At 51.7% G+C, this 22,518-nt stretch carries 18 protein-coding genes and 1 riboswitch; of the genes, 5 read left to right on the top strand and 13 right to left on the bottom strand.

Annotated features, from left to right (window positions below):
* The 9 genes from ACQ76X_RS21915 to ACQ76X_RS21875 all read right to left on the bottom strand — a co-directional run bounded on the left by ACQ76X_RS21915 (position 1) and on the right by ACQ76X_RS21875 (position 12,723).
* On the bottom strand, positions 1-333 hold the full coding sequence (locus ACQ76X_RS21915; RefSeq protein ID WP_438495956.1) for a DMT family transporter: 333 nt from the start codon (positions 331-333) through the stop codon (positions 1-3).
* Between the two features lie 107 nt (positions 334-440).
* Positions 441-548: riboswitch (guanidine-I (ykkC/yxkD leader) on the bottom strand.
* A 79-nt stretch (positions 549-627) separates the two neighbouring features.
* Positions 628-2,640 carry a beta-galactosidase gene (locus ACQ76X_RS21910; protein ID WP_438495916.1) on the bottom strand — a complete coding sequence of 671 codons (2,013 nt, stop codon included), beginning with the start codon at positions 2,638-2,640 and terminating at the stop codon, positions 628-630.
* A 21-nt stretch (positions 2,641-2,661) separates the two neighbouring features.
* Entirely contained in the window at positions 2,662-3,489 is an 828-nt protein-coding gene (locus ACQ76X_RS21905) for a carbohydrate ABC transporter permease (protein WP_076110502.1), read from the bottom strand.
* Positions 3,486-4,370, bottom strand: a complete 885-nt coding sequence (locus tag ACQ76X_RS21900; RefSeq protein WP_076110501.1) for a carbohydrate ABC transporter permease — start codon at positions 4,368-4,370, stop codon at positions 3,486-3,488. Before ACQ76X_RS21900 ends, ACQ76X_RS21905 begins: the two co-directional genes overlap by 4 nt.
* A gap of 101 nt (positions 4,371-4,471) precedes the next feature.
* Entirely contained in the window at positions 4,472-5,776 is a 1,305-nt protein-coding gene (locus tag ACQ76X_RS21895) for an ABC transporter substrate-binding protein (protein WP_438495915.1), read from the bottom strand.
* A 79-nt stretch (positions 5,777-5,855) separates the two neighbouring features.
* Positions 5,856-6,941 (bottom strand): response regulator transcription factor, encoded by a 1,086-nt coding sequence (locus ACQ76X_RS21890; protein ID WP_438495914.1) that lies wholly within the window; start codon positions 6,939-6,941, stop codon positions 5,856-5,858.
* Positions 6,934-8,718 (bottom strand): histidine kinase, encoded by a 1,785-nt coding sequence (locus ACQ76X_RS21885; RefSeq protein ID WP_438495913.1) that lies wholly within the window; start codon positions 8,716-8,718, stop codon positions 6,934-6,936. The genes ACQ76X_RS21890 and ACQ76X_RS21885 overlap by 8 nt, the downstream gene beginning before the upstream one ends.
* Before the next feature lie 167 nt (positions 8,719-8,885).
* Positions 8,886-10,235: a glycoside hydrolase family 30 protein gene (locus ACQ76X_RS21880; protein ID WP_438495912.1), complete on the bottom strand. Its 1,350-nt coding sequence runs from the start codon at positions 10,233-10,235 to the stop codon at positions 8,886-8,888.
* A 217-nt stretch (positions 10,236-10,452) separates the two neighbouring features.
* Positions 10,453-12,723: a glycoside hydrolase family 3 C-terminal domain-containing protein gene (locus ACQ76X_RS21875; protein WP_438495911.1), complete on the bottom strand. Its 2,271-nt coding sequence runs from the start codon at positions 12,721-12,723 to the stop codon at positions 10,453-10,455.
* A 112-nt stretch (positions 12,724-12,835) separates the two neighbouring features.
* Between ACQ76X_RS21875 and ACQ76X_RS21870 the strand changes: the two genes are divergently transcribed.
* Together ACQ76X_RS21870 and ACQ76X_RS21865 are read left to right on the top strand one after the other, a co-directional pair.
* Positions 12,836-14,113, top strand: a complete 1,278-nt coding sequence (locus tag ACQ76X_RS21870; protein WP_438495910.1) for a helix-turn-helix domain-containing protein — start codon at positions 12,836-12,838, stop codon at positions 14,111-14,113.
* 312 nt (positions 14,114-14,425) lie between these two features.
* Positions 14,426-14,914 (top strand): hypothetical protein, encoded by a 489-nt coding sequence (locus ACQ76X_RS21865; protein ID WP_438495909.1) that lies wholly within the window; start codon positions 14,426-14,428, stop codon positions 14,912-14,914.
* Here the strand turns inward: ACQ76X_RS21865 and ACQ76X_RS21860 are convergent.
* Entirely contained in the window at positions 14,908-15,228 is a 321-nt protein-coding gene (locus tag ACQ76X_RS21860) for a DUF5680 domain-containing protein (RefSeq protein WP_438495908.1), read from the bottom strand. The genes ACQ76X_RS21865 and ACQ76X_RS21860 overlap by 7 nt on opposite strands.
* A gap of 389 nt (positions 15,229-15,617) precedes the next feature.
* Here ACQ76X_RS21860 and ACQ76X_RS21855 point away from each other — a divergent pair, with 389 nt between their 5' ends.
* Positions 15,618-16,118: a hypothetical protein gene (locus tag ACQ76X_RS21855; RefSeq protein WP_438495907.1), complete on the top strand. Its 501-nt coding sequence runs from the start codon at positions 15,618-15,620 to the stop codon at positions 16,116-16,118.
* Between the two features lie 160 nt (positions 16,119-16,278).
* Here the strand turns inward: ACQ76X_RS21855 and ACQ76X_RS21850 are convergent, their stop codons facing one another.
* A complete protein-coding gene (locus tag ACQ76X_RS21850; protein ID WP_438495906.1) occupies positions 16,279-16,542 on the bottom strand; it encodes a hypothetical protein in 264 nt (87 codons plus the stop codon).
* 199 nt (positions 16,543-16,741) lie between these two features.
* Here ACQ76X_RS21850 and ACQ76X_RS21845 point away from each other — a divergent pair, with 199 nt between their 5' ends.
* Positions 16,742-17,200: a tyrosine-type recombinase/integrase gene (locus ACQ76X_RS21845; protein ID WP_438495955.1), complete on the top strand. Its 459-nt coding sequence runs from the start codon at positions 16,742-16,744 to the stop codon at positions 17,198-17,200.
* An 86-nt stretch (positions 17,201-17,286) separates the two neighbouring features.
* Here the strand turns inward: ACQ76X_RS21845 and ACQ76X_RS21840 are convergent, their stop codons facing one another.
* Together ACQ76X_RS21840 and ACQ76X_RS21835 are read right to left on the bottom strand one after the other, a co-directional pair.
* Complete coding sequence (locus tag ACQ76X_RS21840) at positions 17,287-20,112, bottom strand: glycoside hydrolase family 3 C-terminal domain-containing protein (protein ID WP_438495905.1); 2,826 nt, start codon at positions 20,110-20,112, stop codon at positions 17,287-17,289.
* Between the two features lie 165 nt (positions 20,113-20,277).
* Positions 20,278-21,219, bottom strand: coding sequence for an AraC family transcriptional regulator (locus ACQ76X_RS21835; protein WP_438495904.1), 942 nt, complete (start codon positions 21,217-21,219; stop codon positions 20,278-20,280).
* 86 nt (positions 21,220-21,305) lie between these two features.
* On the opposite strand from ACQ76X_RS21835, the gene ACQ76X_RS21830 reads away from it, so the two are divergent.
* Positions 21,306-22,508 carry a sugar efflux transporter gene (locus ACQ76X_RS21830; RefSeq protein ID WP_438495903.1) on the top strand — a complete coding sequence of 401 codons (1,203 nt, stop codon included), beginning with the start codon at positions 21,306-21,308 and terminating at the stop codon, positions 22,506-22,508.
* The last annotated feature ends 10 nt before the right edge of the window (positions 22,509-22,518 follow it).

Below are 22,518 nucleotides of genomic sequence, written 5' to 3'. Positions count from 1 at the left end.
TTAGGACACCTCCTTCTCTTTAGAATCACCGGTCACAAGCTTCAGCCCGATAACACCCGCCAGCAGAATCAGCACCAGCACCAGCTTCAGCGGCTTGAACGGCTCACCGAACCACAGGATATCCGCCAGTACAGTCCCGGCTGTGCCGAGTCCGACAAATACAGAATAGACCGTTCCTACGGGCAGCTTGCTGCTCGCCGAGATGATCGTATAGAAACTGATGATAATGGCCACTGCCGTAACGAGCCACTCCCACGGAGCCGAAGCATGCTTGAGCCCGATGACCCACACGACCTCGAAGCAGGCAGCGCCTGCGATCTTAACCCATGCCATACTGTTATTCACTGCCATTCCCTCCTCTTTACCTAAATAAGTTATGATACAAACCTCTTAACCGCGGAAACAAAATAAGCCCGGAAGGTCATCGTCTAATTGACGATACCTCCCGGGCTTTTATCCCTCCGTGTAGACATGTACATCACAGTACATGCGTTTTCCCTCGGACCAGACCAGCCTGTAGCAGCTGCGGAACCCTAGAAAACAGAACAACTGATTAAGTTACATTGTATGTTAGCAAATACCGCCTATAAAAGCAACCCTCTATTATTCCCGGGGCCGCTTCCGGTCTCATTGTCCGCTTGAATGCTCCAGCAGGATGCGCACACCCCAAGGCTCAAGTTCAAGTTTTTCCTCAGGCTGAACCTCTCTTCCGGACAACAGCTCTGCCGCCGCGCCATGCCGGTACACCATAGACACCGGCTCATCGCTGTAATTGAAATAATAGCGTACCCTCTGCTGCTCCCGGTTCACTCCAGTCTTGACAATCAGCGGAAAAGCCAGCTCCTGATCGGGCCCCCATAATCCGGCCTCCTGCGCAGCGGATCTCAGGATGCTGCCCGCCAGCCCGCTGCTTGTCATGCAGCCGATATAGGTTGCCGTACCGTTTCCGAACCTGTTGCGGGTGACGGCCGCATATTCGCCCCAATGGGGATGGTCATAGCGGAGCAGCACCTCCGCCGTATCCGGTGTAATCAGCTCCATCCATGTATTCACCGCAGGATCTGCCGCACCGGTATCCAGAGCTTCGCTGCGCAGTGTCACCTCATGCGGAGTCACAAACATGCTGTAGCTGATTCCGCAGGCCTCGCTGATAATGCCCGGCTGCTCTGCCGTGCGCACTTTGAGATCTTCATCCGCAAAGCCGGATTTGAAGGAATAGACGGCGTGGCCTCCCTCGCGCACATATTCATTTAAGCGCAGCAGTGCTTCATCCGGAACGGCATAAAGTGCCGGAACAATAATGAGGCTATACCTCGAAAGCTCGGTACAGCCGGGCTGAATGAAGTCGCATTCGATATTCATCCGGTACAGCTCATCGTAAAGCCAGCGAACCACATCATTGTAGTTCCTGCCATCCGGCAGCTTGAACCATTCCATCGCAGTCAGGGCTTCATTGCTGACCATTACCGCAGCCTTGTTATCCTTGCGCAGGTCAACCAGCGCCTGGCTTAAGCGGGCAAAATCCCGGCCGATAGTCTTGGCCTCGTTGTATACCGGATTCGGCTTGAAGTCGTGGCTGAGCAGCCCTTTCCAGTAGGTCTCAAACGAATTATGAATGGAATGCCAATGCCAGTAAGCCACCATATTTGCCCCGGAGGCGAGATGGCTGAAGGCCTGGAGCCGCAGCTGGCCCGGATAGGGTGTCCAGTGGGGAAACGCCTGGGCCTGTGTCTCCAGCACAAGATAATTGCTGCGCTTCAGGGACCGGGCGATATCCCCTCCGAAGGAGATCTCCGTTCCGGTCAGCTCATGCTGCGAGGGATGGTAAATATCCACTCCGGCGATGTCGAAGGCTTCAGCTGCGGCAAAATGATCCACGGACGGCTGTACGCCATACGAATAGCCGCGCCATTCAAAATCAAAATTCTGTGTGACGAATTGTCCCGGATGCTTGTACTCGTTCACCAGCGACACCTGCCAGGCAAGAAATTCTGTCACCAGACCGCGCTGGAAACGGGCGAATTCCGCACCCAGGCTGCCGTTGATCGTGCCGACAGCGGACGGAAAGTCCTCCCAGCTGTTAATCCGGTTGCTCCAGTAATCCAGCCCGAACCGGTCATTGATCTCATCCAGTGTTCCATACTTCTGCCGCATATGCTTAACAAACAGCAGCTGCACATTCTCTCCGGCTGTCCCGTAGTGCTTCGTCTCGTTGTCCGTCTGGTAGCCAATCACCGCCGGATGCTTGCTGACCCTGCCGATCAGCTTGCGGATGATCCGCTCCGCATAGAACAGGTAGACCGGGTTCGTTATATCCATGATCTGCCGTGCGCCATACCGGCCGGGACCGTCCGCCGTTACAGCCAGCACTCCGGGATGCTCTTTGACCAGCCATGTGGGAACGGCATAGGTTGGTGTCCCGACAATCACGGAGATTCCTGCGGCATGCATCGCATCCAGCACCCGGTCGACGGAAGTGAAGTCGAATATCCCGTTCTGCGGCTCATGCGTGCTCCAGGTCGATTCGGCGATGCGGACGGTATTGATCCCGGCCTCCAGCATCATGGCAATATCCTCATTCAGCCTCTCATAAGGCATATATTCATCGTAGTAGGCGACGCCGTATCGTAGTTGACTCATTACTCTGTTGCTCCTCTCGCTTTAGCCTTTTATTGCCCCTTCGGCAATGCCCTGCATAATAAACTTTTGGAAGAATCCATAGATAACGATCACAGGAAGCGCAGTCAGCACCAGCGCCGCCAGAATCAGCGACCACTCCTTATTGTACTCTCCGAACAGCGTGTTGGTCGATAGAATCAGCGTATATTTGGTAGAGTCGGTGAGCATCAGCAGCGGCAGCAGGAAGTCATTCCAAATCCACAGGAAGTCCAGAATCGCAATGGTTACCGTAATCGGCAGCAAGAGCGGAAAGATGATGCGGAAGAAGGTCTGGAACTCGCCGCAGCCGTCAATCCGTGCCGCTTCCTCCAGCTCGCGGGGGATCGACTTCACAAAGCCGTGGTACAGGAAGATCGCCATGTTCACTCCAAGACCAATGTAGATCACAGCAAGGCCGTAGGTGCTGCCGCTGACATGCAGTGCTTTGGCCATCCGTGTAAGCGGAATCATAATCGAATGAAACGGTACCAGCATGGAAGCAATGAATAGCGAGAAGATCGCCGCGCTAAGTCTGCCGGAGGTCCGGGATAACTTGTAACCGGCCAGGGCAGCGCAGAAAATGATGCCTCCAATACCGATGACCGAGACAATAACCGAGTTCAGGGTGCTGCTTAGCAGGTTGATTTTGCTAAAAGCCTGGCTGTAGTTCTCAAAGTGCAGCTTGGTCGGCAGCGCCGTGAAGGAAGCGAACATCTCGCCTTGGGTTTTCACGGAATTGATAATCGCCAGATAAATCGGGAAAAAGGACATGACAGCACCGATACAGAGAAACAGCGTGATGAATAGGTTGGCTCCCTTTCTCAGTCTCATGCTTCCACCTCTTTTCTCTTCATGACACCGATCTGGATAAAGGTGAAGAGCAGGATAATCACGAACAGAATCACCGATTTGGCGCTGGCATACCCGTAACGGAAGTTGTTGGAGAACGCCTCTTCGTAGATATTCATCGTAATGACCTGTGTACTGCGTCCCGGACCGCCGCCGGTAAGCCCGTATACCACCTCAAATACCTTGAACGCCCCGTTCAGCGTAAGGAAAAAACAGATCGTAACCGCATGCGTAATCATCGGCATCGTCACCTTGCGGAACGTCTGGAACGGGCTGGCCCCGTCAATGACGGCAGCTTCCTTCAAGCTTTGCGGCACCCCCTGCAGGGCGGCCAAATATATAATCATCATATAGCCGACGCCATTCCACAGCGATACGATAATGATCGAATAGAAAGAAACGTTGGGATCTCCGATCCACAGCTGGTCCAGGAACGACGCTGCCGTCTTCTCGGCAAGCTGCGGCAGCACTTGGGAGAACACGAAGGTCCACATAAAAGCGCTGATGATGGTGCTGATCATATTCGGCATGAAGAAGATCGTCCGGAAAAAGCCTTTGGTTCTTGTTTTTGTCTCAATGAACACGGCAAGCACAAGTGCGAATACATTTTGCAATACGATCATGAACAGCACGTATTTCAGTGTAAAGAGCAAGGCATGCACGAAATCCGGGTCCTCGCGCAGCGCTTCAATGAAATTGCCGAGGCCAATAAAAGAATAATCGCGGTTCAGCCCGTTCCAGTCCGTGAAGCTGTAGTACATGCCGCCGATGGTCGGAATCAGCAGAAACAATGAATAAATGATAAATGCGGGTGCAACGAAAGCAAGCAGCGAAACAACACTTTTATAGCGCTTGACCGGCATAGTATCCGCCCCTCTCCCTCTGTGGTGTGCAAAACAAACGGGATGGAGGAAGGAGGGCCAGCGCCCCCGGTTTCTTCCATCCCGGACTGTAAAGCTGTTGCTTATTTATTTACCTTGTTGTAGGATTTCCAGGCTTTGTCGAGTGCCTTGAGCACATCATTCTGGCTCATTTGTCCGGCATAATAAGCCTGCAGTCCTTTTCCCACCTCATCCTTGACGGATTGCGGAATCGCCGGGTCCTGCACCGACTTTCCAGCTTTGACATAGGTGGTCGCTTCGGTGATCCAAGGATAGCTCTCATAGGTGTGCACCGTGGACACTGGATTGAATTTCATTGCCTGGAATAAGCCGTTGGAGGCTTGATCATCCAGCACATAATTCAGGAAATCAAGCGCAACCTCCTTGTTCTTGCTGGTCGGGGATACCGCTAGCGAAGTCGAGGCACTGAGATTGATCAGGGTCGCATCCGCATTGTCGCTGATCGGCAGCGGAGCAACACCGAAATCGAGATCCGGATTCGACTTCAGGATGGTTTCGGCATACCACGGTCCCATCAGCCACATGGCTCCTTTGCCAGCGGCAAATGCCGCCGCACCGTCATCGCCGCCCACTTCGGTGGCCTTCGCCGTGCCGTTTTCGTTGATGAGATCAAACACATCAAAGATCGCGGATTTCATCTCGGTAAAGGAGCCCTCGTCCTTGTTCATTTTGTTCACGAATTCAGGGTCCGCAGTTTTCATCATCCCCCCTACAGCCAGCGGAAGCACCAGCTGCGGAATCCATGATTCCTTGTAAGAGAGCACGAACGGCGTCACATTCTTCGCCTTCAGCTTCTCGGTGACGGCCTTCATCTCTGTCAGCGTTGTCGGCGGGGTCAGGCCATTCTCGGCAAATATGGTCTTGTTATAGAGGTAGCCCCAGGACAGGGTTTCCAGCGGCAGCGCCACAACCTTGCCGTCCGTAGTGGTTACAGAGGGCTTCACGCTGTCCAGCAGCTTGCCGACAAAGGGCTGATCCGTCAGGTCTTCCAGGTATCCAGCCTTGTAATAGGATGGAATTTCGTTCACAGCATGGATAGCGAATATATCCGGTGCATCATTGGAGGCCAGGCGCGTCTTCAGAATTTGCGAGGCATTGTCCGCCGTCGGCATTTCGAGCTGTACGGAAACATCAATATTTTTGTCCGCTTTCTCTTTCTTCACGAACTCGGCAATATAATTATCATATTGTTCCTTAAAGCGCGGCTGCGCGATGAACATCTTCAGGGTAACGCTTTTGGCTGTACCGCTGCCTGTATTTCCTTCTTCGGCAGCATTGCTGTTGTCTGTACCGTTATTGCTGCCGCAGCCGGCCAGCAGCGTGGCGGTGAGGAATGTACAGAGTACACCTTTGGTCATCTTGTTCATGTTGTAAGACCTCCCAATGTCTATATTTTGTTTACGCTTTCATTGTATCTTTATTATGAAAGCGGTTAATTGGACGGAATTACCCTTTCGGATTGGACATTTTTAAACTGGCTGCTTGCTTGCGCATTTCACCGGGGGCAACGCCGTAATGCTTCTTGAACACTCTGTAGAAATAGCCGACATCCTCATATCCGGCCAGCTCTGCCACCGTCTTGATCGGAATGCTCTCCTCAGCCAGCCATTCCTTCGCCTTCTCCATCCGCAGCTGCAGGATATAATCTGTAACATTGCAGCCATACTCCAGCTTGAACACCTTGCTCAAATATTCCTTGCTGACGAAAAAAGCTCTGGCCAGCCCTTCCAGCGTTACCACTTCGGCAAAGTGGGCATTGATATACTGCCGGACCTCATCCAGATTCAGCTTATTCTTGAACTTGCGCTGTCCGATCAGCTGCTCCAGACTTGTCCCGTAGAGCTGTTTCAGATACGCTGCGGTGCTGCTCCCGGACAACAATACCTCACGGGGGATCTCCGCCTTCAGGACATCCTCCTCCAGTGCGTTGCTCCGCATGAGCTCCTTCAGCAGCAGCAGCATTTCGCTTGCCGCCTGCCGCAGCATTCCCGGTCTGCCAGAGCCTCCCTGCACCAGTTCTTTCTCTATTCCTTCAAGGACGGCATTGACCCCTTCGAGATTCAGCTCATTGAAATGTACCCTCATCAGCTGCTTGTAGGAGGACAGCGAGAAGGATACCTCAATATCAAGGGCATACGGCTCCCGGGCACGGGAGCTCTCCTCCAGCTCCTTCCGGCATTTGCGCAGCACGGCATTCAGTTCCCCCGGATCAATCGGCTTCAGCAAATAATCCACCGCACCGTAGCGGATGGCATTCTGGGCATATTTGAAATCGTCGTAGCCGCTCACAACAATCACTTTAATCTCTGGATAACACTCATGAAGCTGATTCATCAGCTTGACACCGTCCGCACCAGGCATCCGCATATCGGTGATGACAATCTGCGGGGACAGCTCCCCGGCCAGACGCAGCGCCTCACTCCCGTCTTCTGCTTCTCCGGCAATCTCCATGCCCAGTTCATCCCATAAGCCAAACGTCCGCACAATGTCACGGTTCCAGCTCTCATCATCCACCAGCAGCACTTTAAGCATGGTTCGCACCGTCCCTTTCCAGTGGTATTGTTACAGTCACCTTTGTGCCTTGCCCCTGAATGCTATCTAGACCAATCCCGTATTTCCCGCCAAAATGCATCTGAATCCGTGAAGCAACATTACTTAGGCCAATCCGCTCCCCATGCGTCCATAAATCGCCGCTGCGCCGCTCCAGTCTTCCCCGCAGCTCCGCCAGCTTATCCGGCTGCAGCCCGATCCCGTTGTCGCAGATGGTAATGACCGTATCCTCCCCTTCACAAGTTACCTTGACCTCCAGCACCCAGGGGCCCGACTGCTGTTCCAGCCCATGAAAAAAAGCATTCTCGACAATCGGCTGCAGGCTCAGCTTCGGAATCAGACTGTCCGTCGCCCCTTCATCCACTTCGATCGCATAGCTGAGCCGGGCCGCGAAGCGCTGCTGCTGGATCTGCATATAATTGTTCAGATGGTTCAGCTCCGCCCGCAACGGGGCCAAGTCCTCCGGCTCGCGGATGATATAGCGGAACATGTCGCTGAGCGATCTCAGTACCCCGTAGCTTTCCGCCGGGCTGTTCTTGAACAGCATGCTGCCGATCATCTGCAAGGTGTTCTGCAGGAAATGCGGATTAATCTGCGCCTGCAGTGCTTTAAGCTCGGCACTCTTTTTCTCCAGGCCGATAACATATTCCGTCCGGATATGCTCGCGGATGCGGTACGACATCTGGTACAGCTTCGTCTCCAGAAGACCAATTTCATCGACCCGGTTGCTGAGCCGCACTTCACGCTCCTTCATTAAGCCGAAGCCCTGGATGGACCGGGCCAGGCTGACGATTGGCGTCGCCAGCCTCCAGGCCAGAATGACGGCGAGCAATATCGCCACGACCACGGTAATGGCGCCTACAATCAATCCGAAGTTCATGGTCGCCAGCGCGCTCTGGTTAATGAAGCTGTTCGGAATAACGGTGACCAGCTTGAGACCCACTGGATCAATCGTATTGTAGAACACATAGGCCTGGTCACCGCGGAAATAGCCCTGTGCCTCACCGGTGCCAGCAACCCGGTCCAGAATGGCTTCCGAAGGAGTCACTCCCCAGGGCTGGTACAGCACCTTGCCGTCGCTACTAGCGATAAATACCGTATGATCGTTGCCCCGGCCTAATAGATTCAGCGTCTGATCCAGTACACCCCAGCGGATTTCCAGGGAGATGCCTCCGAGCTTCTCCTGGTTCTCAAACCGGTTAATGCTGCGGATCAGCTGGAATTTCCCGTTGTCGTTGCCGCCAACGGCTATTGTGAAATCCTTGTTTTGCTCAAAAAGCAGCTTATACGGAGCAGGAATTCCGGCTGTTGAGGCAATGTCACTCTGCGAGGCGTTGATAGTAAACAGCTTGTTATATTCTTTCAGATACAGTTCCACCCCCACCACATGATTGCCCGCAGAGTAGAACAGATTCGTCAGCGTATCAATAATGTTCCGCTGTGCGGCAAATTGGCTGGACAGGCTGGACTCCTCTACATTCGCGAGGTATTCGCTCAGGTGGGGGCTGATCAGCACGGTATAGATCAGATTATTAAGCTGGGCGAACTGGTCCCCCAGATAGACACCGGTCCATTTCATATTGGAAAGATTCGTGCTGATGACCTCGGCCTCCATTGACCGGCGGCTGTTCTCGGCTGCCAGTGCTGTAATCGTCACAATTGGCACAACAGCGAGGATAATCATAGTCAGAATAAGCTTATTGCGGATACTGCGGCGGAAAGGCTCAGTAAGTTTCATGATCCAACCGGCAACCCTCATTGCTGCACCAACCTCCAAGTTTCACTTTCCATAGTTTGCCCAAGTCAGAATGGAATTTTCTTGGGTTCAACAATTCATGTTAAGTGTTGAATGCTATAAATTATTTTATCTTAACAAAAAACTAACGTCCCGCGAAGAATGGACGTTAGTTTAAGGAGAATGCCCCGTTAACTAAGGACAAACGTATGGAAGGTTTCCGGTTCAAGCTCCAGGGAGTACGAGGAGGAACCACTATGCAAGTGCAGCATCCGCCGTTCCTTGAATGGATTGGCCAGAACGAGCGTGATTCCGCCCAGCGGTGTCCGGAAAGCAATGGCATGGCCGCTCCACGGACCTTTAAGTCCTACTCTTACTGAACCAGGGACAGCAAAACGGGAGAAATGCTTCATCACGTAATACTCCGGATTCACGGTCGCTTGTCTTTGGCCGGGGTCAATGGTCAGCAGGGAATTCTGCTCCCAGCCCCAAGTGCTCCTTCCCTTGGGTTCAAGCACCATGTTCCAATAGATATAAGCGTTCACACCGTTCATGAAATAATGCTGATACAGGTTAAATACATATCTCGCATAAAACCACGTGTTTTTGCCATCGCCGCATTCATTTTCGGTCTGCATATACCGCAGCTCCGGGTAGCTCTGCACGGTTCGTTGGATGGCATATTTGCCGGCCCATTGATAACCTACGCCCTTGATATATTTATAGGCTTCGGGATCGCCGAGCACCACCCCGGCGAAGGCATCATGATCGCTTGATTTAGCTTTAAGCCACTCATCCCATGGCTCCGGGGCATTGATCGTCCCCAGCCAGATTTCCGTCTCCAGCCCATGCTTCTCGAATGCCGGGCCAAGGTAGTCGCGGATGAAGATCCTCAGCTGCTCCCCGGTCCAGACGCAGGAAGGAAACTTCTGGTCGGCAACCACCTCATTCTGCACATGCACCTGATGAATCGTTATGCCTTCTGCACGGTAGGCTTCCACGAACTTCACGAAGTAAAGGGCGTATGCTTCAAGAACTTGCGGCTCCCAGCGTAGTGTTCCATAGTTATACGCTTTGGGGAACTTCATCCATGTCGGCGGGCTCCAGGGGGATGCGAACAGCTTGAGGTCCGGGTTCAGCTGCAGGGCTTCCTTGATGTAGGGAATCAGCATCTGCCGGTCACGCTCAATGGAGAAATGCTCCATGGCGTAGTCTCCGTCATTCTCGTTCAGGCTGTACCATTCCAGCGCATAGTCGCTGGCTCCAATCGGCAGGCGGCAGATGCTGAACCGCTGCTCCCCTTCGGGATGGAACAGCTCATGCATCAGCCCCGCCCGTTCTTCCTCCGGCAGATGGCCCAGCGCCACAAAGCCCAATTCGTTAAAGCAGCCGCCGAAGCCTTCCAGCGTCTGGAACGTCTCTGCGGTAACGGTCAGATTCGCGGCCGTCCCGGCTTGTTCTGGACCAGGACCAGGGATGTTTTGGGCCATCCAAGGTGCTTTTTCCGTGCTGGCAAACCATTTCTGAATTGTATCAGCCATATTATAAGTTCCTCCATAGGTGTAGTTTGGAGCTGTATTTGTTTTTAGTGATTACGCTTTCATTATATCTCGGGGCATTCATAATGGAATTGGATAATCCGGCAATCACGGATTGGATTATTTTAACCTGTCAAAAGGCAGCGGCCTCATAACGGGGCGCTGCCTTTTCTATTCCTAACAGGTTATGTCTTCCTGCCAGTGATTCGGCAGGCGGCGATTATTGCTCTGCAACCAGCGCGTTCAATTCCCGCAAATCCTCGGCCAAATCAGCCTCGGTATATTTCCCTTGGCCAAAGCCGATCATCGCACGCAGCGGCATATATTTCATCATGGCAAGGAACATTTCCGGATTATCATCCATTGCATCTTCCAGGCCAAAGATACCGCTGTAATTCTTGGCTTTTTCCGCAGTCAACGGATTTGCCAGCAAATCACCTACCGTGGTGTTGCGGTGGAAACTTACCGTAATCTTCGTTGTCGAAGTTACCGTAAGTGGAGCGGAGAGCCGGATATCCCGCGATGAAGAGCCTACGGCAATGTTGAACGTTCCGCTTTCCACATGCCAGTCCGCCAGCTTCACGTTGTAATAGGCAAAAGCACGCTTATTCAGGGTAAAGGTGACTTCACGCTGCTCCCCCGGCTGCAGCTCCAGCTTCTGGAAGCCTTTAAGCTCCTGCAGCGGGCGGATGACACTGCTTTCCTCGTCACTGACATAGAGCTGGACCACCTCTTTGCCTGTCCGGCTGCCAGTATTTTTGACATTGACCGTCACCTGAACAGCATCCGTATCCCTGATACTGCTCTTGTCCAGTTTCAGACCACTGTACTCGAATTGCGTATAGCTGAGTCCAAAGCCGAACGGGAACAGCGGCTCGATTTCTTTTTTATCATAATAGCGGTAGCCGACGAACAGACCTTCCTTATATTCCACCGTATCGCCTTCACCGGGGAAATTGAGGAAGGAAGGATTGTCGCTCAGCTTCTGCGGGAAGGTCTCGGCCAGTTTGCCGCTTGGGCTTACTTCACCGAAGAGCAGATCGGCAATCGCACCGCCAAAAGCCTGCCCGCCCAGATAACCTTCCAGAACGGCCTTCGTATGATTCAGCCAAGGCATCTCAATCGGGGAGCCGTTGCTCAGCACCACGATAATTTGGTCTTGAACTTCAGCCACCGCCTTGATCAGCGCCTTATGGCTCTCAGGCAGCGACAGATGGCTACGGTCATACCCCTCCGATTCATAGCTGTCAGGCAGTCCAAGGAACAACACCGCAGCATCTGCGCCTTGTGCTGTTTCCTGTGCTTCCTTGAGCAGCGCACTGTTGATTTCATCGCTGTTCAAGTCATAGCCCTGTGCATACAGGAAGCTCGCGGAATCGCCCGCCACCGCCTGCATTTCGGCAAAAGCATCATCCAGCTTCGTTGGATTGACATGCGAGCTGCCTCCGCCCTGGTAACGCGGCTTTTTGGCGAATTCGCCGATAATGGCAAGCGTTCCGCTCTTGGCAAGCGGCAGAATATTATCTTCGTTTCTCAGCAGCACCATACTTTCCCGGGCCACCTTTCGCGCCAGCACATGATGCTGCTCCAGATCGAACGTTGCATTCTCCTTGCGGTTCTCCACTCTTTTGAAAATAAAGGACAGCATCCGCTCTACAGCTTTATCCAGCGTTTCCATGGACAGCTCCCCGCTGTTCACTGCGGCCACGATTTTGGCATCACCAATGCCTCCACTTGACGGCATCTCCAGCTCAAGCCCGGCCTGCAGCGCCTTCACCCGTTCATTGACCGCTCCCCAGTCGGACACAACGAAGCCCTCAAAGCCCCAATCCTCTCTAAGCACCTTCGTCAGCAATGTTTCACTTTCGGAAGCGTATTCACCATTTAGCTGATTATAAGAGCACATTACACTCCAGGGCTGGCTTTGTGTCACTGCGCCTTCGAAGCTGGCCAGGTAAATCTCCCGCAGCGTCCGCTCATCAATGATGGCATTCGTAGACATTCTGCGGTGTTCCTGGTTGTTGGCGGCAAAATGCTTCAGCGAGGTGCCCACGCCCTGGCTTTGCACTCCTTGGATGTGGCTGGCGCCCATTTCCGATGATAGATAAGGATCTTCCGAGAAGTATTCGAAGTTCCGCCCGTTCAGCGGGGAACGTTTAATATTGGTTCCCGGTCCAAGCAGGACCGCTACATCCTCCGCCTGGCATTCCTCGCCGAGCGCCTTGCCGACCTCATGAATCAGCTCACGGTCCCAGGAAGAAGCAAGCCCGGCTGCGGATGGAAAACAGGTTGCCGGTACACTATTATGAAGTCCGAGATGGTCGGCGCTCCCTTGTTGCTTCCGCAGTCCATGGGGACCGTCGGTTAGCATCAAAGAGGGAATGCCCAGCCGCCCGATGCCTTTCGTGTGCCAAAAATCCAGCCCGGAGCAAAGTCCGGCCTTTTCTTCCAGTGTCATTTGCGAAATGAGGTTTGAAATGTGAGTTGTCATCATATGCCTCCTCGAAATAGGTTTTTCTACTCTCATTCTAATATACTTCAACCTGCATTTATGGTATTACTATTGTATTATTGGTATTTTCATTGGATCAGGAGGTGGATGGATGAAGATGTTAGACTACATGGAGGAAACAGAGGGATTGCAATACATCTGCAAATTAATCCACGAAGCTTATCGGATTCCGGTCTGCTGGCTGGACACTGCAGGCAACCTTCAACTAGCGCTCCCTCCTTCTATGGAAGAACGGCCGGCTGCGCCCACACACGCCGGGATACTGGCCGAAATTGCGGAGTTCGTCTCTGCACTTGAGCACAACCATCCCCTAAACACAGGGGGGACTTCCTTTTTGCCGTATCTGCACACTACCGGTTTTCTGGAAAATTTCATTATACTCAAGCTGCCTGCAGAGCTTGGGACTGGCGGAACGATAATACTCGGCCCTTCACTGGCCGCTTCAATGACCGAGACTACTGTAGCCAGCCTGATGAATGACCACAACCTCCCGCTTGGGCATGTGGAAGAGTGGATTCAATATTACCGCGGCCTGCCGGTACTGAGCCGGACGAGATGGTACCATGCCGCCCTGCTGCTGTACTCATTGGTTAACGGACAAGCCCTTTCGGTCACGGAGCTGCTGCTTGCCTCTACCCATCAGGAGCCTGTGCAGCATACGGAAAACCGTTCGGATCTCGATCACTCCTACCGGCGCGAGAACACCTGGCTGCATCATGAGCCGATGCTCGAACGGGAGATGTTCCGCCATATCGTAATCGGAGACAAAGCAGGACTCCTGCGCTCCCAGGCCTCCTTCTCCGAGGAAAGCTTCGGGCGGCTCTCCAAGAAAAGCCAGCTGCGCAGCAAAAAAAATCTGGCCATTTCCTCCATCACACTGGCAACCCGGGCCGCGATCGACGGGGGCCTGTTCTGGGAAATTGCCTATACGCTGAGCGACTTCCACATTCAGCATATCGAAGAACTGAAGGATATTCCCGCCGTTGACAAAGCCCAGCTCGCGGCTCTGTGCGATTTCGCCGATCATGTGCGCGACAACCGCCGATCAAAGCTGTCCTGCACTTCTGCACTATGCCAGAATTATATTTTCAACCACATGTACGAGGAGCTTACTTTGAACAAATTGGCTGATGTGGCCGGGCTGAATGCCAGCTATCTCTCTCAGCTGTTCAAGAAGGAGAATGGAATTTCTGTCAGCGATTATATCCAGCGGGAGCGGATTGAGGAAGCCAAGCGACTGATCGAGCTCCCCGGGGTCACGTTGTCGGATATCGCCACCCGGCTTCATTTCAACGACCAGAGCTATTTCACGAAAGTCTTTAAGAAATATACCGGAGTAACACCCAGGCAGTTCCGGCATGACCGCTGAATTTTTTACTATATAGTTTGAACTTAAGATCTTTTTATTTTGGGTTATTACCGTAACTGCGGAGAATTTTGGACTTCCGGCCGCTGTTGTCTGCAGATTTCTTGATTTTATTCCGCTTTTCGCGGTTGAAATCCACAGACAAAGGCGGACGCTGTCGCTCCTCCAGTTCCAAACTTCCCCTACGTTACTTCCACCCTTTTTCTATTTTCCAAGTTCAATCTATATAGATGCGTTATTCTCTTGTGCAATTAAGGTGCAGAGCTTCAATAATATGGTACAATCTTGGTAAGAAACCTTGAAGGAGCGATTACTTTGGGCATCGGCATTGTTTTTATTGGTGTGTTAGTGTATATCGTCGTCCAGGCGGTTATCCGTGATAACGGCAGGAAACACGGCGGCAGCAACCGGCTGCGGAACCGAAACAACTCGGCTGACAATTATTTCTTCCCCGGCGCGGATCCAAATCTCTTTACGGGCGACAACGACAACAACAATCACACCCGCAATCACCATGACGGAAACAGCGGGAACGGCGGTCATCACGATCGCAGTCATGGCGGCAGCAGCTGGGACAGTCATCATGGCGGGCATGGAGGCTGGGATGGCGGCGGTCATAGTCACGGCGGAGGCTGGGATGGTGGCGGCCATAGCAGCGGTGGCGATTCCGGCGGTGGGGGCGGCGATTCCGGCGGCGGCGGCGGTGGGGGGGGGGCGATTAAGCTTGCCTCCAACTTATATAGTGTGCAAAAAGAACCCACAGGCGTTTTTGCCCTGTGGGTTCTTCTTTTTATACCCTATTGAATTACACCGCCATGAAACATACATTCATAGACTTTAATGTCTCCTGCCCATATTTCCTCGTAACCGCTGAACCATCCGAAATCACCATCAACCTTACAGTTATAAGTGAACCTGTCCTTTGAATAACTATCAGGTCCCCTAAAGGGTTTATTCTGAGGTACTTGCAGCAGTGCTTCCTTCAAGAAATCTCCACTAAAGCCCTCAGCGATTATGCGGCCTGCATAATTCATCGCCCAAATAGGAGTGCCGTCTTCCCATAACGCTTCTTCCCCCGCGAACTTTTCGGAACCCAGGTAGGTATCAATATACCGCAAATTCCCTCTAGCAAACTCCAAATCATGTGATTCTGGACGGGACGGGGATAATTCCGGGCCCTTCCTGCGTACGTTGCTTTCTTAGCCTCCAATAGAAAATCAATCATTCCTGTCATTCAGATCAACCTCCTCCGACTCATTATTCCAACCTCCTCATAATAGAACATAAGTTCCCATTTTACAACCTATATTTTTACACTTATTTAAGCTTAACTTGCCTTCCGCAGCAGTAACTTTCATCCGAATTCCAGAATTTTCGGTACGTACCAAAAAAGGGTCCCCTCTACGGTTCCCGAGAACTATTGTTTTCAATAAACAGGGGGGAGTGTGTATGAATAATTGTCCTCATCCTGGTGAAAATATACTTTAATACGAAAGGAGTATGATGAATGGCTACTTTATTTATACAGGGCTATAAGCTGTTAGAACTAGATCCACTGAAAACAGACTTAGGAACTCAAGTCTCATATTGGATAGGTGATCAGCTTCCATTCCGTGTTGGTGAAATACCTGGAGGTTATCTGCCTTCGGCTGGATTTAAAGTCTACTACCGTGAAGCTCACGTAAAGGGTTTTTTTTCTTACGGTCCATACTTAGAAAATAACTCCTTAGGAAGTATGAATATTTACATCTTTATGGGCGCTACCAATAGACTAGATGGTTCGAGCGCAGCATTTACTATCGATGTAGTTGATGCTCATGACTTAAATAATCCATTAGCAAAACGTACTTTCTACGTAAAGGACCTACCTGAAAATAGCGATGGATTTATCGTTTATGGAACAGGCATTCCAATCAAGCCAGGTCAAAGTTTAGAGGTACGAGTCTTAGCTGAAGGAGGTGCTGATCTCCAATTATTTTTCCTTAGAACGGAGACTTCTGGATTATAGTAATTTCTATTCTAAAAGTAGTAATAAGAAGCGTCCCAACAAAAATCTTATTACTACTTTTCCTATATTAATCCCGGTATTGTTCAATCCATTTGTCAATGTAGTCGCGCCATTCGTCCCTACGATACCGAAGCGCTTCGCTTCTTTCCAATCTCGCAAGTCAATCCTCCCGGCTCACTGGACAGTAGATCAGTTCAGCGCCAGTGTCTTTGGCAAGCCGTTCCCGTTTGAACTTTTCGGGAAACCCGCCGATGATCCACGCCGTACCCCATTTACCCAGCCGCGTCTTGATGTTGTCGATCAGAATGAATATTTGGCGAACGAGGATGGTCTGCATAGGAATTATTGGGAGAAGCACGAGATACGGAAATTTCTCGGTATTGTTAAGAAGGATTGTTCTCAGCGCGACTACATGATGTTCCATTTGCTGATTTATACCGGCGCACGCAAAGGGGAGATTCTGGCGCTTCACTAGAATGACATTGACTTCAAGAATAAGAATCTCACATTAAAAATTTTATTCCAAGATAAGACGGGCTATATGTCTCTGACCTCCAAAACAGCCGCTTCTCGCCGTATTTACTAAACGCCGCTCAGAGCAAAATAGAGGCCCTGTAGCGCCTATCGGGTCGAAAGATGATCGTTATATCTTTGCACGAGAAGATGAAACGCCTCTTCGATTAGCCTATCCTAATGATAAACTGACTGAGATCATCCGCACACACAAGCTCCACTCTATCACAGTCCACGGTTTGCGTCATACCCATGCTTCGCTACTCTTTGAGGCCGGAGCGAGTATTAAGAAAGTCCAGGAGCGCCTGGGGCACTCTGATATCAAAATGACCATGAACATCTATACGCATGTAACCAAGTCAGCGAAAGAGAAGACTGCTAACCGGTTCGAAAAATTCATGGAGACTGATGAACAAATTACTGGTTCTGATGTGGTCACGAGTGGTCACAGGGCCAATTCTCAGGGCAAAATTAAAGCCCCTGACCATGAAGGCCAAGGGCTGAAATCCCTTGATATACAAGGAATATTAACGTTTCGAGAACTGTGGAGCGCGACGTGCTGCTTTTGAGGCCGTATTTCTTACGTTCAGAAACACGGGGCCTTTGCATAATCGATATGAAATTATACCCTATTACGCCTTAGCTGCTGCTGGAGCTACACGAAAAAATGAAAGCGGCTGAGCAGCGCCTCGCCTTTAAAGACCAGATACACATCGTTTCCGCCAGCTTCAATTTCAGCTTGAACAGACAATGCTTTCCACTGTTGCAGGCTTTCGCCCGCCGGAACCTCAAGGGTCGCCGCCAGTTTTCCTGCCGGGCCTTCTGTTCTGATCTCAATGCTGCCGCCGGTCACGGAGGATACGAGCGCGTGGAACGTTGCGGTGCCTTGACCGAACTCCACATCTTTGAAGGCGATCCATGCTTCTTCACCTGTCGGATGGACAGAAGCGCCGCCCGCCTTGCATTCATCCAGATATACCGCTTCGTAGTCGTCGTAATTCTCGGCTTTGACCGTCGCATAGAGATTGCGGGCCGGAATCGTTTCGCCATGCACTTTGATCTGGGCGGTCAATTGAATATCACTTGAAGAGCGGCCGATCATCACGGCATAATCGCCGTTTTCAACACAATATTGTTCACGCGTTACATCCCAGAAAGCCAGCTCGGCAACCGGCAACGTGAATTCCACCGTTTGCGATTGTCCTGCGGCAAGCCGGATCTTTTGGAACCCCTTCAGCTGCTTCAGTGGACGTGTGACTCGGGAAGACAAGGACTGCACGTATAATTGAACGACCTCGTCGCCATCCACGGCACCGGTATTCTCAAGCTGAACGGACAGGCTGATCGTTCCGTCCTGCTCCAGTTCCCCGGCAGCCAGCGACAGGCTGTTATAAGATACCTGCGCGTAGCTCAGACCATGGCCGAACGGATACAACGGCTCACCGTCGAAGTACATGTACGTTCTTTTGCCTTTAATAATGTCGTAATCCATCAGCGGAGGAAGCTGATCCACCGACCGGTACCAGGTCATATTCAGCTTGCCGGACGGGCTGTAGTCGCCGAACAGAACATCGGCTACCGCGTTGCCCAGCTCTTGCCCGCTGTGGGAAGTATAGAGGACTGCCGGGATATGCTCATCAATCCATGTGGAGGTGATCGGATAACTTCCGACAATAACCACCACTGTATTAGGGTTGGCTTTATACACAGCCTTAACTAGATTCTCCTGCTCTTCCGGCAGGACGATATCCGGTCTGTCGATCTCTTCCTTGCCGTTCAGGAGCGGATGATTGCCGACGAATACAACGGCAACTTCTGCGGCCTTCGCCGCTTCAACCGCAGCCTCAACTCCGTTTACAACGATATTTTTGCGGAATGTATTGTCCAGCGCCACGGTATCCTGATCGGCTACACGGAGGGTTCCGTCTTCGGCATGGATCGAGATCGGCTTGTCATTCCAGGTCCGCAGGCTGACTGTACCTTCGGCTTCCGGTACAATATTCAGTACTTCCTTCACATACCAGCCATAGATTTCATCAGCGGAAGCCGTCAGTGTATCGGCGTCGCTAAGGGTGACATATTGTCCCCGGCTTGTAGCTTCAAGAGTGTTGCTCGTCCAGCCCCAGGCCGTATGGCGGAACAATTCTCCGCGCTCCTTAGTCTCATGTTGCACTGCCAGTCTGCCGTCCTCGCCGGTGATTCCTACGGCTTGGCCTGTTGCCGCCGAAGTCAGGATGATCCGGTCATCACCGCTTTCGAACGATACCTGTTTGCCTGCAAGCTTCTTGGTCACTCCCTGCAGAGGTGTGACAGCATAAGGCAGGGTGCCGGAATACCAGTCTCTAAAAGCTTCGTCCCCAAGCGGACCGATGACTGCTACTTTGGACAGCTCTTTCGGGTTCAGGGGAAGCGTGCTGTTCTCATTCTTCAGGAGTACAATAGACTGCTTCGCAGCTTCCAGCGACAACTCGCCATGCTCCTTGCTGAGGATGACGGAATCGTCGATTGCCGCATACGGATTGCCTTCTTCAGGATCGAACTCGCCCAGAAGGAAACGGACACGGAATGTGTTGAACAGCGCACGGTCCAGATCTTCCTCGGCAAGCAGCCCTTCAGCCAGTGCTTCATGAATAACCTTGATCGTCTCCGCCGTTTCTTCTGTCACGCTGTCGATCCCGTTTTTGATCGATTCAGCCATCGACTGGGCAAATGACTCATAATATTTATGATCCTTCACAATACCGAACAAATCCCCCGCATCGCTTACAATAAAGCCGTCCATTTCCCATTCGCCTTTGACAATATCCATCACCGCAGGATGCAGGATGACCGGTACGCCATTAAGCGAGTTGTAGGCGGTCATCATGGACTTGGCGCCGCCTTCCTTGAAGGCAGGCTTAAATGCTTCCAGATAATATTCACGCATATTTCTCGGATCAATGCTCGACGAGTCAACGCCGCGGTTGATCTCATTATTGTTGCCGAGGAAATGCTTCAGTGTTGCTACCGCTTTCAAATACTTGGGATGATCGCCTTGGATCCCCTGCACCAGTGAGGTACTGAGGCGTCCGGTTAATTCCGGATCTTCTCCGTATGCCTCTTCCGTGCGGCCCCAGCGCGGATCACGTTCCATATCCACCGTAGGTGCCCATAGCGTCAAGCCATTAACGGTCGGATTCTTCTTATAGAACGCTCTGGCTTCGTCACCGATGGCTGAGCCGATCTTTTTCAAGAGTTCCGGATTCCAGGTGCAGGCCAATCCGCTGACCTGAGGAAAAGCAGTTGCCTTGCCCAGCCACGAAATCCCGTGTGCCCCTTCCGTACCATGTTTATAGGCTCCTACGCCCAAGCGCTCTACAGCGGCTTGATATTGCGGCATCAGGTTTACCTTTTCATCCAGAGTCAATCTGGAGATCAGATCTTGCACGCGTTCATTTACAGGTAAATCCGTCTGCTGATATGGGTATGTAGCTGTTTCCATTAGTAGTTCACTCCTTCAATCTTTGTGATAACGGTTTCATCGTAGCGCATGGATAGCCGATTAAGGCGCTTCCACAGGACTCTCCTTCACCATCATAAAAGATTACCGTGAGCAGCAACACCTTAACAATTATAATAAAAATCAGTTCATAATTAGAGATTCTAATCATGAACTGAGAAAACGCCGGGCATCTGGAGAGATGCCTGACAGATTACCATCCGGGTGATGGATAACAAACCTGCTGTCCTGGTAGTTCAGCTCTGCCGAAGCCGGCCGGCTGCGGATTTCCTTGGGAGAAAGGCCATACCTGGCTTTGAATACCTTGTGAAAATAGGAATACGTCCCGAAGCCGCAGCTCCCGGCAATATTCTCCAGGCTTAAGTCGGTAAACCGGATCCGCTCCAGGGCGTTGGACAGGCGAATCTCCTGTGTATACTGGATAATGGTATAACCCGTCAGCTCTTTAAAAAGATGTACGGCTCTGGATACACTCAGTCCGGCAAACCTGGCAACTTCCTCCACTCTTAGCGGATTCAGCGCATTTTTGTTAATATAGCGTCTCATCCGCAAGACCAGTTCATTCGAGCGTCCCTGCGGGTTATGCCCTGAGACAGCTTCACCCGACAAACGGTCAAAAGATAGGCATAGCGCACACAATAAATGCCGGATCAGCTCGGGGTTGCCTTGTGCGATACGGTGCTGCTCAATGCTGAGCTGCTGCCATAACGAGAGCATGCCTTCATCCAGATGAACTCTCTGCTGAGTCAGCCGGGGCTGGGATTCCCACCATTCTTCGATCCAAGAACCTTCACACAGTAAATAATAGTCGCCGCTTTCGATTTTTCCGTCAATTGCATCCACCGCTAAATGATAAGGCTCTCCAGGACGATAGATTAATAAGTCGCCTGGCTGGACAAGATTCATTTTGCCGCCTACAAGCGCTCTGCAGCTGCCCACCACCTGCAGCCGGAACAGGAAAAACGGTGGCGGCGTAAAGGATGATTTAAACGGAAGTGTATGAAAAGAATAGGCGCAGGCATGCAGCCTCAGGTCCATATCGTTCACCGCCTCAGCCAAATAGTAGAGCTTTACAATCAGATAAAACATTCAATAATCGCAAGCCATTATCTATACTATAACCAAATCAAAGAGAAAGCTGCAAGGCTAGAAAGTGAAGGAGAAACTTTACGTACATGTTGACGCGAACCCGCCAGCTTTTCCTGATTCCAAGCTACTCCCTGTTTATGATCTGCATGATGCTGCAGGGGATGGCCATTTCCATCAGCTCTCCCTTTTTGGCCGTTTATTTCACAACAAAGCTGGGGGTTTCCGCAGGAACCTTCGGAATCTTTACCGCAGTGACCTTAATCAGCGGGGTCTGGCTCAGCTCGATCATTGCCAAACGCTCCGATTCCGGACTGAACCGTAAAACACTCATGGTCACAGCCATGCTGTTCAACGCGCTGGCTTTTGCCGGTTATTTATTCATCCACGAATTTTATGCGCTGCTGCTGTACATGACGGTCTTCACTGCCATTGGCGCTCCGGCCATGCCGCAATTGTTCGCCAGTGCGCGGGAAGCGGTAAATGCCAGCCCGTCCGCCGACCATGCCTTTGCCAATTCCAGTCTGCGCTCGATGTTCTCCCTGGGGTTTATTACCGGCCCGCTGATCGGCTCGATCCTCCTTAATCACTTGGGGTTCCAGGGTATTTTCATGAGCACCTCACTAATCTTCCTGCTTAATGCCTTGCTGGTCTGCTTTTTCGTGAAACGTCCCGTATCAACGAAGCCAGCCGGTATTCAAGCCGCAATGCAGATGAAGCTGCATCAGAACGCCAGAGTGCTTATCCCGTTTCTGGTGCTGACCCTGTTATATGCCGGACACTGGCTTAACAATCTGAATATCTCATTGTTCATCATTAACACCTTGGGCGGCAGTACGCAGAATGTAGCCACGGTCTCAAGTATTTGTGCGCTGATGGAGATTCCATTCATGCTCGTATTAGGGGTATTGTCTGCCAAAACCTCCAATCGGGTGCTGATGTTCTGGGGGATACTACTGGGAGCGGCTTATTATATTTTGGTGCTTGCCTCGACACAATTGTGGCATCTCTTGGCCGGACAGGTGCTGCTGGCTTTCTTTGTTGCCGTTATTTCGGCCATCGGAATCAGCTACATTCAGGATTTGCTCCCTGATCTGCCCGGATATGCTTCAACGTTATATACCAATGCCACTACCATCGGGCGGCTGGTCGGAAGTCTGGCTGGAGGGGCCGCTGCCGAGTGGGTCGGATACCGGAATGCTTACTGGGGCTGCTTGCTGCTTGTTGTATTCTCCCTCGCACATATGTTGCTTCCCCAGCGCTACTCCGCACAAAAGGTGTATGAATCCTAAATGCAACCAG

Source organism: Paenibacillus sp. IHBB 3054 (assembly GCF_051594305.1).
Lineage (GTDB): Bacteria > Bacillota > Bacilli > Paenibacillales > Paenibacillaceae > Paenibacillus_AQ.
Note: the sequence above shows the minus strand (reverse complement) of the source record. Positions and strands in the feature narration are given on the sequence as shown.

Bases quoted from the DNA above. Each gene is read 5' to 3' on its own strand.
- ACQ76X_RS21915 (WP_438495956.1), bottom strand. From the start codon at position 333: ATGGCATGGGTTAAGATCGCAGGCGCTGCCTGCTTCGAGGTCGTGTGG.
- ACQ76X_RS21910 (WP_438495916.1), bottom strand. From the start codon at position 2,640: ATGAGTCAACTACGATACGGCGTCGCCTACTACGATGAATATATGCCT.
- ACQ76X_RS21905 (WP_076110502.1), bottom strand. From the start codon at position 3,489: ATGAGACTGAGAAAGGGAGCCAACCTATTCATCACGCTGTTTCTCTGT.
- ACQ76X_RS21900 (WP_076110501.1), bottom strand. From the start codon at position 4,370: ATGCCGGTCAAGCGCTATAAAAGTGTTGTTTCGCTGCTTGCTTTCGTT.
- ACQ76X_RS21895 (WP_438495915.1), bottom strand. From the start codon at position 5,776: ATGAACAAGATGACCAAAGGTGTACTCTGTACATTCCTCACCGCCACG.
- ACQ76X_RS21890 (WP_438495914.1), bottom strand. From the start codon at position 6,941: ATGCTTAAAGTGCTGCTGGTGGATGATGAGAGCTGGAACCGTGACATT.
- ACQ76X_RS21885 (WP_438495913.1), bottom strand. From the start codon at position 8,718: ATGAGGGTTGCCGGTTGGATCATGAAACTTACTGAGCCTTTCCGCCGC.
- ACQ76X_RS21880 (WP_438495912.1), bottom strand. From the start codon at position 10,235: ATGGCTGATACAATTCAGAAATGGTTTGCCAGCACGGAAAAAGCACCT.
- ACQ76X_RS21875 (WP_438495911.1), bottom strand. From the start codon at position 12,723: ATGACAACTCACATTTCAAACCTCATTTCGCAAATGACACTGGAAGAA.
- ACQ76X_RS21870 (WP_438495910.1), top strand. From the start codon at position 12,836: ATGAAGATGTTAGACTACATGGAGGAAACAGAGGGATTGCAATACATC.
- ACQ76X_RS21855 (WP_438495907.1), top strand. From the start codon at position 15,618: ATGGCTACTTTATTTATACAGGGCTATAAGCTGTTAGAACTAGATCCA.
- ACQ76X_RS21850 (WP_438495906.1), bottom strand. From the start codon at position 16,542: ATGGAACATCATGTAGTCGCGCTGAGAACAATCCTTCTTAACAATACC.
- ACQ76X_RS21840 (WP_438495905.1), bottom strand. From the start codon at position 20,112: ATGGAAACAGCTACATACCCATATCAGCAGACGGATTTACCTGTAAAT.
- ACQ76X_RS21835 (WP_438495904.1), bottom strand. From the start codon at position 21,219: ATGTTTTATCTGATTGTAAAGCTCTACTATTTGGCTGAGGCGGTGAAC.
- ACQ76X_RS21830 (WP_438495903.1), top strand. From the start codon at position 21,306: ATGTTGACGCGAACCCGCCAGCTTTTCCTGATTCCAAGCTACTCCCTG.